At 41.8% G+C, this 11,844-nt stretch carries 15 protein-coding genes and 1 pseudogene; 6 read left to right on the forward strand and 10 right to left on the reverse strand.

The window, feature by feature from the left end; translation table 11 throughout:
* The first annotated feature begins 127 nt into the window (after positions 1-127).
* Together V7K89_RS02755 and V7K89_RS02760 are read left to right on the forward strand one after the other, a co-directional pair.
* Positions 128-334 (forward strand): type II toxin-antitoxin system HicB family antitoxin, encoded by a 207-nt coding sequence (locus tag V7K89_RS02755; RefSeq protein WP_335184222.1) that lies wholly within the window; start codon positions 128-130, stop codon positions 332-334.
* On the forward strand, positions 324-545 hold the full coding sequence (locus V7K89_RS02760; RefSeq protein WP_335184223.1) for a type II toxin-antitoxin system HicA family toxin: 222 nt from the start codon (positions 324-326) through the stop codon (positions 543-545). The genes V7K89_RS02755 and V7K89_RS02760 overlap by 11 nt, the downstream gene beginning before the upstream one ends.
* Before the next feature lie 68 nt (positions 546-613).
* On the opposite strand, the gene V7K89_RS02765 is transcribed toward V7K89_RS02760, so the two are convergent.
* Positions 614-874: a hypothetical protein gene (locus V7K89_RS02765; protein ID WP_335184224.1), complete on the reverse strand. Its 261-nt coding sequence runs from the start codon at positions 872-874 to the stop codon at positions 614-616.
* A 574-nt stretch (positions 875-1,448) separates the two neighbouring features.
* A complete protein-coding gene (locus V7K89_RS02770; protein WP_335184225.1) occupies positions 1,449-1,937 on the reverse strand; it encodes a hypothetical protein in 489 nt (162 codons plus the stop codon).
* A gap of 163 nt (positions 1,938-2,100) precedes the next feature.
* Between V7K89_RS02770 and V7K89_RS02775 the strand changes: the two genes are divergently transcribed.
* Positions 2,101-4,023 carry a serine/threonine protein kinase gene (locus V7K89_RS02775; protein ID WP_335184226.1) on the forward strand — a complete coding sequence of 641 codons (1,923 nt, stop codon included), beginning with the start codon at positions 2,101-2,103 and terminating at the stop codon, positions 4,021-4,023.
* A gap of 95 nt (positions 4,024-4,118) precedes the next feature.
* Here V7K89_RS02775 and V7K89_RS02780 read toward each other — a convergent pair whose 3' ends face one another.
* The 5 genes from V7K89_RS02780 to ndhL all read right to left on the reverse strand — a co-directional run bounded on the left by V7K89_RS02780 (position 4,119) and on the right by ndhL (position 8,146).
* Positions 4,119-5,531, reverse strand: a complete 1,413-nt coding sequence (locus tag V7K89_RS02780; protein WP_335184227.1) for a tetratricopeptide repeat protein — start codon at positions 5,529-5,531, stop codon at positions 4,119-4,121.
* Between the two features lie 240 nt (positions 5,532-5,771).
* On the reverse strand, positions 5,772-6,440 hold the full coding sequence (locus V7K89_RS02785) for a heterocyst differentiation related protein (RefSeq protein ID WP_335184228.1): 669 nt from the start codon (positions 6,438-6,440) through the stop codon (positions 5,772-5,774).
* 235 nt (positions 6,441-6,675) lie between these two features.
* Positions 6,676-7,503, reverse strand: coding sequence for a tryptophan synthase subunit alpha (gene trpA / locus V7K89_RS02790; RefSeq protein ID WP_335184229.1), 828 nt, complete (start codon positions 7,501-7,503; stop codon positions 6,676-6,678).
* Between the two features lie 94 nt (positions 7,504-7,597).
* Entirely contained in the window at positions 7,598-7,909 is a 312-nt protein-coding gene (locus V7K89_RS02795) for a DUF3007 family protein (RefSeq protein ID WP_335184230.1), read from the reverse strand.
* Between the two features lie 24 nt (positions 7,910-7,933).
* A complete protein-coding gene (gene ndhL, locus V7K89_RS02800; protein ID WP_335184231.1) occupies positions 7,934-8,146 on the reverse strand; it encodes an NAD(P)H-quinone oxidoreductase subunit L in 213 nt (70 codons plus the stop codon).
* A 1,439-nt stretch (positions 8,147-9,585) separates the two neighbouring features.
* Here ndhL and V7K89_RS35745 point away from each other — a divergent pair.
* The 3 genes and pseudogenes from V7K89_RS35745 to V7K89_RS02815 form a co-directional block, all read left to right on the forward strand.
* Positions 9,586-9,855: pseudogene (locus V7K89_RS35745) on the forward strand (type I restriction endonuclease); the annotation flags it as partial.
* Between the two features lie 136 nt (positions 9,856-9,991).
* A complete protein-coding gene (locus tag V7K89_RS02810; protein ID WP_335184233.1) occupies positions 9,992-10,282 on the forward strand; it encodes a hypothetical protein in 291 nt (96 codons plus the stop codon).
* Positions 10,283-10,307: 25 nt separating this feature from the next.
* Positions 10,308-10,541, forward strand: a complete 234-nt coding sequence (locus tag V7K89_RS02815) for a hypothetical protein (protein WP_335184234.1) — start codon at positions 10,308-10,310, stop codon at positions 10,539-10,541.
* Here the strand turns inward: V7K89_RS02815 and V7K89_RS02820 are convergent.
* The 3 genes from V7K89_RS02820 to V7K89_RS02830 all read right to left on the reverse strand — a co-directional run.
* On the reverse strand, positions 10,538-10,957 hold the full coding sequence (locus V7K89_RS02820) for a Mu transposase C-terminal domain-containing protein (protein ID WP_335184235.1): 420 nt from the start codon (positions 10,955-10,957) through the stop codon (positions 10,538-10,540). The two genes, V7K89_RS02815 and V7K89_RS02820, sit on opposite strands and share 4 nt — an antisense overlap.
* A gap of 69 nt (positions 10,958-11,026) precedes the next feature.
* Positions 11,027-11,311 (reverse strand): hypothetical protein, encoded by a 285-nt coding sequence (locus tag V7K89_RS02825; protein WP_335184236.1) that lies wholly within the window; start codon positions 11,309-11,311, stop codon positions 11,027-11,029.
* 236 nt (positions 11,312-11,547) lie between these two features.
* Positions 11,548-11,844, reverse strand: a 297-nt coding sequence (locus tag V7K89_RS02830; RefSeq protein ID WP_335184237.1) for a helix-turn-helix domain-containing protein, incomplete at its 5' end; no start/stop codon positions are given.

Below are 11,844 nucleotides of genomic sequence, written 5' to 3' on the forward strand. Positions count from 1 at the left end.
CAAATGCTCTGAATGCGGTAACTAAAAAAGACATTATTGGATGGTTCACCCACTGCTGTTACTATATTGCACCCAACTGAGAACCGCTATAATCAAATCAACAGAAAGTGCCGAACAATAAAAACTTATGAAACGAACTTTTACTGCAAGTGTATGGCAGGAAGGTAACTGGTTTGTGGCACAGTGCTTGGAGATTGATATTGCGAGCCAGGGTCAGACTGAAACTGAGACATTGGCTAATCTTGAGGAAGCTTTGTCACTGCATTTTGAACCACCAGTAGCTACTATTATTCCTCAAATTAAAACACTTCAGGTAGAAATAGATGCCGCTTAAACCATTACCTTATCGTGAGGTTAAGCGTAGATTAGAGGCAGCAGGTTTTGAGGAAGTTAGCCAAAAGGGTAGTCACGTAAAGTTTGTCAAATCTAACGAAGAAGGAACCCGTACTGCGATCGCCCCTCGTCATCAAGAAGTTACTATCGGTACGCTGAGCAGTATTTTACGACAAGCTGGGATAAGTGTAGAAGAGTTTGAGGTTTTGTAAGGGCGGCGTAGGGGTGAAAGAAGTTATGCTTAAAGCTATCGCTTCAAAGTTTTTTATGAACTTTCTATTTATCCTTTACTGTCCAAAATTTTGAAAATAGCTTCGCGGCTGACAGTTTCAGTATTTTCACCTTCTTTGATAGCCCTTTCTAAGGCTATATCTTGCCGCAAACTCTGCCCAATGTAAAACTTGAGTAATGCATCAAGTGTCATGTCTCGATTAGCTGCTACTTTTTCGAGCGATCGCAATGTATCTGTTGGTATCTTTATTGATACTGTTTCTGTCGCACGGGATTTTAAGTGTAGTTCTAGTTCTTCAGGGTTGTTCATATAGCTTTCTTTCAATGCGAGTACCTGGATGATTTGTTGATTGGGATGGAGTGCGATCGCCTTTAGTATGACAGTGTAATCACTGAGGTAAGTATTTTCATTAGTAATTTAAGCTGTACGTGCTTTAGCTAAACTTTCTCTCACATAATTAATTAGTTTATGACATTGACTTAAAAGAAACAGCAAGGTTAATTCAGCAAAAGATAGATGATCAAATTTTAAAAAACCAACACCTACTAGAGAAAGTTATTGATAAATAGGTATCGAAAGATTTCAGACATGCAGAACAGCAAATTAATGAATACATGAACAAGTTTTAAGAGCAGTTTGACAACGTGTTGAGAGAACGCGAAACTAGAGAGGCCGAAAAGGAGCAAATTCTTGCAACTGTTAAAACTCAGAAAGTAAAACTTAATAAATATTTGAGCGAATTGGCTCCTATTCAAGCATCTTTAAATAGTTGGAAGCCAATAAACTGTTAGGTAGGCTGCTAAGACAGGCTGAAAAAGCTCATCAACCCACGCAGGTGGGTTTCGTCTGTATAGCCCCAGAATTCTATTCTGAGGGCTATTTGTTACCCTTTTGGCAATTTAGCAAACGCCTGTTCAACTAACTCCTTTGACTTAGCATCTAAACGCAACCAATCCACTTCACCGAATTCATCGATTAAACTAGTATCAATATCAGCAGTTTCCTTCTCTGAAGTGTATTCAATAAAACACACTTCATAACACAGTTCCCATAAATCGATACTCGCTTCTTGCTGTTGACGCTGTAAACGTAGATGATATCCTGGATGGGGCATCGGCAGACGAGCCAGAGTTCCTCTGATTTCATCTGCTTCTTGGGGTGTTGCAGTTTCGATTGCTTGCAATAGCTCACTCACCAATGCTTTGATTTCATCAGTAGTGTTAGGCGGCCAAATCAGGACATCATGGTAAGTTCCCGTCCAGGAAGATTCATCAAGCTGCTTGCGGATATTGTCGATAACGCGAATGAAAGCAGGTTGCATGAGGATTTCAGCCTGCTGCCATGCAACTGGATTTGTTATTTTAGGTGGCATTGGTAATAAACAGGGGCACTAAAAGAAAAATAAACAGTCTGCGTTTATTAAAAAGCTGCGTTTTTAATCTAAATCTTTTCTCAAGATAGCGGATTTCATTGAAGAAAATTTGGAGATATTTATTACCAGCTGGAAAATTAGGTAATAACTCTGGGGAGGGAATATGATTGGCAAGCTACTAGACCATCGTTACCAAGTAATTCGAGTTCTCGCGATGGGAGGATTTGGTCAAACCTACATTGCCCAAGATACTAGGCGACCAGGCAATCCCATCTGCGTTGTCAAGCACCTTAAACCCGGAACTGACCCCAGAGTTTTTGATACTGCTAAACGCTTGTTCAGCAGTGAAGCCGAAACCTTAGAAAAACTGGGAAACCATGACCAAATACCCAGGCTGCTAGCGTACTTTGATGAAAACCAAGAATTCTATCTAGTACAAGAATATATTGAAGGACATACCCTAGCTGAGGAACTTATACCTGGTAAGCGCTGGAGTGAAAGTCAGTTAGTTCAACTGTTGCAGGAAGTTCTAGAGATTCTGGATTTTGTCCATCGCCAAGGGGTGATTCACCGCGACATCAAACCGGATAATATCATCCGCCGTGCCTCAGATAATAAGTTAGTTTTAGTTGATTTTGGAGCAGTGAAACAACTGCGTACACAACTGGTAACAGTGGGCGGACAACCCTCTGCAACAGTGGTTATCGGTACTCCTGGCTATATGTCCACAGAACAAGGGCAAGGTAAACCTCGTCCCAACAGTGACATCTATTCCCTTGGCATCATCGCCATTCAAGCATTAACAGGATTACACCCAACAGAATTGCAAGAAAACCCGGAAACGGGGGAAATTATTTGGCAGCATTCAGTAACCGTGAACCATCGACTGGCGGCAGTGTTGTCCAAGATGGTGCGTTATCATTTCAAAGACCGCTATCAAAATGCTACGGAAGCACTGCAAGCGTGTAAAGACGCGATTAATCCAGTACCTGCACTTTCTATACCTCAAGAAGCCGCCAACAATTCCAGTTACCAAGCAACCAAATCTCAGCCTCAAGTATCTCGGCTGCAAACTATTGCATTTGCACCAGCAAATCCTGTCAAACCTGCGCGTAAAGACTCTAGTAAATCCGACCCTTGGCCGATATTAATTGGTATATTACTGGCTGGTGGTGCGGCTGCCTTGGTAGCAAATGTATATCCAAATGTGAAAAATTTAGCTTTAAATCTTACAGGTAAGGATACTGCCTTAGCAAACAAATGCTCGGCTATTGTCGTTGGAAATTCTAATATCCGTTCTGAACCTAGTTCGATAAATTCTGATAATGTTTTGCAAACTGTTACTGATAATACCAATTTCGAGGTGACTGGCAAGCGGACAAAACGAGGTTGGATAGAAGTTAAACTGAAATCTGGTCGTTTGGCTTGGGCACACTCGGATGTGATAACCAATAATCAAGAATGGGGTTCTTGCCTGCGTGAAAAGGGGATTGCAACTAGGATTGTAGATGATAGTAGCTTAATTGCGACTCGAACAATTTCCCAGCCAAAACCAAAATCTAAGGATGTAGTAACTCCATTACCAGAAAAGCCGAAGGGGTCAACTGACGATGCTGAAAAATCAGAACGATCGCAGCCTAATGATAACAGTACCAATATTATCGAACAAGCAAAAAAGAAGTACGATTCAGGGGATATAGTTGGAGCGATCGCACTTTTAAGGTCGATTCCGGCAAATGCTGCTTCTGGTGTTCAAGAGACAGGCAAAATGATTGCCCAGTGGCAGTCAGATTGGGCTAAAGCGGAGGCATTATCTAATGAGATCAACAAAGCAATAGATGATGGTAAATGGGATAAAGTTTTAGATTATAGAAACCATCCAGAAAAGTTGCCTAATACTCAATATTGGCGAAATAGAATCGAACCATTATTTAAACAAGCAGCCGAAAATCTGGCAAAACAGACACTAACTCAACTAGAAAATCAAGGTAATCAAAAAAATATCCAACAGAAACTTCCCGATAATAAGCAACCTGCCACTAAAGAAAGTCCTAATACTACAGAAACTCCTAAAGACGGTTTGTGAAATCAAAGTTTGTTTATTATAATGTTTTAGAATCTATTAGTAATAGGTAATAGATAATCTTATTACCTTTACCTATCGATGGTGAACTAATTTTTTTAGTAATTCATACTTTCAGCAATTTGAAGGGCTTGTGCTAATAATTGTTCGCTTTTATCTGTTTGTTTTAATTGTGCGTACCCAATAGCGATGGCAGTTATCACCTTAACTTTCTTCTCACGGCTTTTAATAGTCTTAGCAACTTCAAGTCCTTGGGATAATACCTGCTCTGCTTTAGCAGGTGGTTCTACTTGAGTAGCTTGCTCAACAATTTTAGGCAAAGCAAAGGCTTTGATAGATTCAGAATCATAAAAAAGCAACTCTTTGATAGAGTCAGACTCTGACGAAAGCAAGGCTTTTTTATAGTCAGACTCAGCATTCTCTTTAAGTAGTTGAAAAGCCTGCTCGTATTGACTCTTTTTTGCGTAGTCAACAGCAAGTACACTCAATGCTTCCCTTTTATTGTAAGAGTACTTTGTTTCCTTGATCGCTTGAAGGGCTTGCTCATATTGCTCTACTGCTGCACACGTCATAGCAATTTCAGCAAACACATCTGGTAATTCACTGCCAATAATTAAACCATCATGAGTTATATAAGCGTCTTTAAATGCTTTATAATTAGGGTAATCCTTTATTGATTTGGCAATCACAATAGATTGGTTGCACTGCCCCAGTTCTGCATAATCAACAGCAATATCAGCTAAATAAAAATTTTTTATGCTATCATATTTTTCCTTTTTAATACTTTGAAGGGCTTGTGCTAACAGCTGTTCTCCCTTAGCCTGTTGTCCTACTTGTGCATACTTAACAGCCACTTTAGCCACTTTAGCCACTTCAGCGTTATTATCTGGATATTGTGCATTTTGTGGGGCTTGCGCTAGCAGTTGCAATGCCTTGGCTTTTTGTCCAACTTGTGCATATTTGAGTGCAATTTCAACCATCTCATCACTGGTTTTAGCTTTTTGAAGTGCTTGTACTAATATCTGTTCTCCTTGAGCCTTTTGACCAGTTTGTGCATACTTAAGTGCAACTTCAGACATTACTATAGATTGAGAAATAATGTAATCTTTTCCATTTAAAGACCCATTTGTCACATTTATTGATATTAATTTGGCAACTTTAAGGGCTTTTTCGTATTGCCCCACTTGTACTAGGCGATCAGTAATATGTTTTAACCTAATATCTATAGAACCTATTTCTACTGTTGGCTCGCGTGAATGAAAAGATTTTGCTATTTGAAGTGCTTTGTCGTATTGTCCCATTTCTACATAAATAATTCCCAACTGCTCCAATAAGTCTTGTCTAATGTTAATATTCTTAGATATTTTGGCAGTCTGAATAGCTGGGGCTAATAACCTCGAGGCTTTATCCTGTTGTCCTAATTTTGCATATCCGACAGCAATTTTAGCTAAAAGTTCTGCCTGGAGTGGTTGCTTACCATTATTTTTCTCATAAATGGCAACCTTATCCACAGGTTGACAAGCTACACCAAATATGACTAATAATACTGCGTGAACGCAGGTTGTCGTACTCCTACGGAGAAGCAAGCTACGCGTAGCGTCTCGCACAGAAGACATCGCCAGTTTTTTGAGTTTCATCCGCTTTTTGAGCTTGATTAATCACTCATGTACAAAAAAAGCATCTAGGCAGTATTTTAACAGTGTTATCCTGTATATTTCTTACCTAGATGCTTTGTGCGATATTTTTTGTTGTTACTGCATTTCGTCGTATTCTGGGGTTTCAACTCGTCTTGCTTCCATCCGCGAAGCAGGCAGAAACTCAGCACGACGGACTGGAACCAAGGGCGGCGTATTTCCTTGGTAAGGGTGAATAACTTGTACAGTACGGGCTGGACGCTGCCGTGGTGAGAACAAAGCCAATACTCCAGCGACAACAACACCACCACCAATAGTGAGAGTTGCACCTCCCACAGCCCAAAGCACGGGTGAAGACCACCAAGTATTTTGCGGCTGAAATGTTGCTGCTGTTTTTTGTTGGTTATTCTGCTGGGCTAATTGCCACTGCTGCTGAGTATTGAAATTTTGGACTTGGCCCTGGAGTTGTTGATTTTGCAACTTTAGCTGTTCATTGTCGTTTTTTAAACGCTCCAGTTGCATCTGCGTGTTCAGTTTCTCCATCTCTTGGCGCTGGTCACTATTAGGAGCAACTGATGGCTGATTAGGATTGGGATACATTGGTTGCCCATAAGGCCCGTAAGGATACATTTGTGGCTGTATTCCTTGGGGCGCTACTACAGTACCTGGCATTTGCGGAGCAACAGCGAAGTTAGATTGTAGGGGGATATTTGTTCCTTTGAGCAATACGAGAGCCGCCAGCCCAGCTACGGCCACTCCGCCGATAAATGCCATACTCTCACTCATCGCCTTTGCTCCTCGATTGCGACGTAACTATAATCATTTTTGACTGACTCACTCTCACACTCATAAATTATGCCTACTTGATTTCACATAATACTCAAACTATAAGCGACTATCTCAGCTAGTTTTTTTACACGATCATATCTGATGTTAATATTCAAGACCATAATGGTCTAATTGTCTACCAAATAAGGATAGAAAAACTACACTGTTATCTTTTTTAATCTACTTTCTGCGTCTAATCAAGAGGAGTATTTGTGCTGGTGTTGGTGGTCTTGATGGCTGCCTTGAGACTTTGACAAAATTGGGCGATCGCTGATAGTCCCTGCTCTGGTGTTCCTTGGGCTAACCGTTTGACAACAGCGGTACCCACGATCGCACCATCTGCGCCCCATTCCCTTACCTGTCGGGCTTGGGCCGCTTCAGAGATGCCAAAGCCGACTGCGATTGGTTTATCAGTAACACTACGAATTTGTTTGAGTAAATCGGACACGCGGATTTCCAGTTGCGAGCGCACCCCTGTAACTCCAGTGACGCTGACTAAATAAATAAATCCTTGGGAAGAACGAGCGATCGCTTCGATCCGTTGGGCAGAGCTGGTGGGAGCGATCAACAAGATTACGTCAATTCCCATCTCACTAGCTGCTTGCAGCAAGCCTGCTGCTTCCTCTAAGGGCAAGTCAGGTATTACCAATCCTGCAACCCCAGCAGCAGCAATTTGCCCAAGAAATTTTTCAATCCCCCGGTGCAAAATTGAGTTGTAATAGATCAATAGAACAATCGGCGAGCGCAATTTGGGAGTAATCCCTTGCAGCATTTCTAGCACCTGCTCTAACTTCGTACCCCTTTGTAAGGCGCGGGTAGCAGCAGCTTGAATGACTGGCCCATCAGCTAGAGGATCGGAATAGGGTATACCCACTTCTATAATGTCGGCTCCACTACGATCTAGAACCTGCAAGGCTTTTGCTGTTGTTTCTAAATCTGGATCACCAGCCGTAATAAACGGAATTAGAGCACACTCACCATTGTGCCCAAGGGTTTCAAAGCAATCAGAAATTGCAGTCATTTTAGTCAAGTGTCAATAGTCAGTGGTCATTAGTCATTGGTCATTAGTAAAGGACAAATGACTAATGACCAATGACTAGTGACCAATGATAACTTTACACCTGAGATTGCTCTTCTTGTTCTATTTCAGCTTGAATTCTTGCTAGTTCTTCGGGAGTAAGCTCGTCTAGCCGCTTTTGGAGAAAGTCTTGCTCATACTGTTCCCGCTGTTGATGGTAGGTCATTTTTTGTCCCACTGCACGGAAAAAATAGGTGGCTAGCCAGCCGACTAACCCACTGACTAGTAAGACTTGGCTCCATATACCAGCTTTCTGATTATCCAAACCAACTAGCTGCAATCCCAAGTATGCCAAGCCGCCGGCAATAAAAACACCTAAGCTAATTCCAATAGCGTCAATCCGTCGCATGAGAGTTATGACCTACCAATCTCGTTAAACTTGAATTTGTCGCCGTTGGGGTCGAAAATTTGCAAACGGCGATAGAACCAACAAACCTGGAAAGAAGAAAAACACCAAAAAGTACATAAAGACACGCTCAATGGAGCCACCTACATACCAGCGCTGCTTCAGGTACAGCAAGACAGCAATGGGGATTACTAAAAGGTAAGCTCCAGCTAAAATCAGATACAGCAGGGCGACAATCATAACTTTATTTGTCTAAGCATCTGTTTTCCATCATAGGTTGAAGAGACAGATTTAGAGAAGTATAGTCATAATGCTTTTAACATAACTGCGCTAGAATTTCTCAAAACCACAAACGGGGAGGGGAGGCGAAAGCGCAGCTTAGACGGGCTGGAGTAGTTTTACTGTGGGCGATTCAACGGATATCATAACAAAATCTAATATCATGCTATTATAGTGAATCTACTAGCAAATAAATGCTTTAGTCAAACAAGATCGAAAACTCATCCAAATTGATTACGAGAAAGTAAAAGACTTCCAACTCTGTTAAGCGATTGCACAATCTGGAAAAAATATTTTCAATCTAGTTGGACAAAAGACACAATTGATGGTGGAATAGATAAGGAGGTATTGCTACCTCTAAAAAATAACTAGTTAGACTAGTTGCCAAACACCTTTGGGGGTGTGGCGGAATGGTAGACGCTACGGACTTAAATTAATTGAGCCTTGAAGGAGAAATCCCTCAAGTGGAAGCTCTCAAACTCAGGGAAACCTAAATCTGGTGACAGACATGGCAATCCTGAGCCAAGCCGAAAAAGTTTTGAGTCATGAGTGTTGAGCGCTGAGTAAATTTAAAACTCATAACTCCTAACTCCTAACTGATTAACTGTTCGGAAGGTGCAGAGACCCGACGGGAGCTACCCTAACGTTAAGTCGAGGGTAAAGGTAGAGTCCAATTCTCAAAATCTGAGGTAGCCATTGTCATCAGGTAGCAGTGAAAACTGCGGGAGAATGAAAATCCGTTGACCGTAAAAGGTCGTGTGGGTTCAAGTCCCTCCACCCCCACTAAAAATCTAAAATACCGAAAAGCCTCGTTGTGACTTTACCTGTACAGTGACTAATTGTTCTCGTTGAACCAAATTAACTGTCGTTGTGACAAATTAGATGTCTCTGGGTTAGTGGTGACAAATTCATGTCGTCGATAATGCACTCTGTAATTATTATACAAAGTAACTAAAACGAGGGGGTGAAAGGACTTGCTTTCAACCCGCCCTAACTTTAACAATTCCTGAAACCTAACAATAATCCCACATTTGAAAGATTTTTAAATCCTCCTATTGTTGAGAGAACGGTTACAACTTCCAACAGCGATTTATTTTCGTGGTGGATAATCACAGCCTTTCAACCCTCCCATTGCTGAGAGGACGGTTGCAACTTTAATTCAAGGTAAACAAATCGTTGAAGAATATTTCTTTCAACCCTCTCATTGCTGAGAGGACGGTTGCAACATTGTTCAGTACCTTGAAGAAAATCAAATTAGTACCTTTCAACCCTCCCATTGCTGAGAGGACGGTTGCAACGATGGGTTGGTTATGCAGAAGCTCGTTCTCGTCAACTAAGTTAGAGTCTAAAATAATACTGCATATTCTCGACCTCAAGCCGACCTTTTATGCCAGAAGAAAATTGACAAGAAATCTCTGAGCGAACGTGATATTTGTACAAAGTTTATTACACCTGCTCTAATTAATCGCGGATGGGATATCAACACTCAGATCCGTGAGGAAGTAACTCTGATAAAAGGTAGGGTGATTGTTAGGGGGAAGCTTGCAAGTCGAGGTGAGCAAAAACGCGCTGATTATGTGCTGTATCAGAAACTTGGTGTCCCATTAGCAGTGATTGAAGCTAAAGATAATAATCACAGTGTCAGCGCGGGAATGCAACAAGCGATCGCCAAACAAGCAAAAAAGGATTGACTGTAGCAGGTTTGTTGATGTTTGGTAAACTCCCGTCAATCCTTGAGGAAGTACCTCAGTACCTCACTATGTAGTGGACTATCAAGAACGTCCAGAGGCTTGCTGAGTAGATCGTGTGACTACAGATGAAACGTGGTCAGGAAATCTTTATGATTTTTACCGTCGGGTTATCCAAAAACTTTTCTCAGAACTCAAAGTTCCTTTCGAACTCAAAGGTGCAAAACGAGTAGACGATACACCTGTACACGAAGCTTTACGTGAAGCATTAATTAACACAATAATTCATGCCGAATATACTGGACGAATACCAATACAAATTATTAAGCGCCCAGATATGTTTGTATTTCGGAACCCTGGCATAATGCGACTACCTTCTAGAGGATGCGTTACAGGGTGGTACAAGTGATTGCCGTAATCGCAAGTTACAAAAAATGTTTCAGCTTGTGGGTATTGGAGAACAAGCTGGTTCAGGTATTCCCAAAATTTACCGTAACTGGAGCCAGCAGCACTGGCGACTACCTGCGTTGCTAGAAGAAGTAGAGCCAGATCAAACACTACTGCAATGCTTATGGTCAACCTACTGCCAGAGGAAACTCTTAGAGAACTTGACGAACGATTTGGTTCCGAATTTCGAGAATTATCAGACGATCAACGCCTTACTTTAGTGACGGTAGCGCTTGAAGGGAAAGTTACTCATGCTCGACTCAAGTGTATGAGTGCTACTCACCCACACGATCTCACCATAACTTGCTAGATATTCTCCTTGATACATCAAGTTCTGGAACTGCAAGCAACCACCTCTTTGCACAGTGCGTCGTGACTGCTTCATTAAACAAATATCCAAATCTCGTTCTGGTATTGGTACTGGTACTGTGGGCAATCCTGCTTCCCAACGCTCAAAGCGAGTTTGATCGCCCATCCGCGCATCAATACTTGGGTTATAACGGTCAACGATGTAACGCACAAGTAACTGTTCTAGTTCTCGCAAAGTAAGTCTTGCGTCCTTCTCTGCATCTTCCGGGCGTTCCTGCACATTAGATCCGGTGTATCCAGAAAGCGTTGAAAATAGTTGGTCATTCAATGTTTTGAAAGGACGTTCTACTACTCCACCTTCAGAAGGGCGATCACGTAAATGACAGACAAACCCCAGTTATGCCCCAATCTGACTCAAGTGGTTAGAGCGTAAATCTTTACCACCATCTGTATAGAAATGTTCTGGTTTACCGTAAGTTCCCCACTCACAATGCAGTTTGTACTCCCAAGCGTATCGCTTTGGCAAAATCGCATGACGTAATGCTAATGCCACTACTTGAGAACTCGGTGCATCAAATCCCAAATTGATACCTATAATGCAACGAGAGTAAGTGTCGATTACTGTTGTTAGCCAGGGACGACTTAGCAGTTCACCATGTTGATCTACAAGCAACACATCCACGCGGGTATGATCACATTACCAAACATGGTTGCTGTAATCAACGGATAAATCCTTTCCTTCACGAGTTTTAACTGAAAGCGTTGTCCCTCTCCATCCAGGGCTACGAATACTCTTAGTTTTTTCTTGTTTTTCCAAAATGGGCGCTAATACCCGTAACACGGTTCTGTAATTGGGCGGCTTAAAGTCCTTTAATTCACGGGCTTTAGCCTCGACTCTGAGAGCAACTTGTTTAGGGGTTATACGTTTACTACCCTTGTTACCCTCCTTGTAAGTTTTGATGATGAAGGTTTCCCAAAATTCACCAATGCGATGTTTTCCTTTATCAGCCCTGTTTGAGTGAGTCCGACTAAACCATCTTGTTCCCAGTTTTTCACCAACCTTTGTACCGTTCGCAAAGATACACCTAGTTTCTCTGCTGCTTCCCGCAAATTTTGTCCATAAGTTATAGCAACCGCCAGGTTGGTTAGGACACTAAACTCAGAACATACTCCATTGCCGCTCGCAAGGTAGGGAAGTACTCCAGTTGCTTGCGG

The organism is Nostoc sp. (assembly GCF_036917515.1).
Classification (GTDB): domain Bacteria; phylum Cyanobacteriota; class Cyanobacteriia; order Cyanobacteriales; family Nostocaceae; genus Nostoc.

Coding starts and splice junctions, on each gene's coding strand:
- V7K89_RS02755 (WP_335184222.1), top strand. CDS start 128: ATGAAACGAACTTTTACTGCAAGTGTATGGCAGGAAGGTAACTGGTTT.
- V7K89_RS02760 (WP_335184223.1), top strand. CDS start 324: ATGCCGCTTAAACCATTACCTTATCGTGAGGTTAAGCGTAGATTAGAG.
- V7K89_RS02765 (WP_335184224.1), bottom strand. CDS start 874: ATGAACAACCCTGAAGAACTAGAACTACACTTAAAATCCCGTGCGACA.
- V7K89_RS02770 (WP_335184225.1), bottom strand. CDS start 1,937: ATGCCACCTAAAATAACAAATCCAGTTGCATGGCAGCAGGCTGAAATC.
- V7K89_RS02775 (WP_335184226.1), top strand. CDS start 2,101: ATGATTGGCAAGCTACTAGACCATCGTTACCAAGTAATTCGAGTTCTC.
- V7K89_RS02785 (WP_335184228.1), bottom strand. CDS start 6,440: ATGAGTGAGAGTATGGCATTTATCGGCGGAGTGGCCGTAGCTGGGCTG.
- trpA (WP_335184229.1), bottom strand. CDS start 7,503: ATGACTGCAATTTCTGATTGCTTTGAAACCCTTGGGCACAATGGTGAG.
- V7K89_RS02795 (WP_335184230.1), bottom strand. CDS start 7,909: ATGCGACGGATTGACGCTATTGGAATTAGCTTAGGTGTTTTTATTGCC.
- ndhL (WP_335184231.1), bottom strand. CDS start 8,146: ATGATTGTCGCCCTGCTGTATCTGATTTTAGCTGGAGCTTACCTTTTA.
- V7K89_RS02815 (WP_335184234.1), top strand. CDS start 10,308: ATGTTTCAGCTTGTGGGTATTGGAGAACAAGCTGGTTCAGGTATTCCC.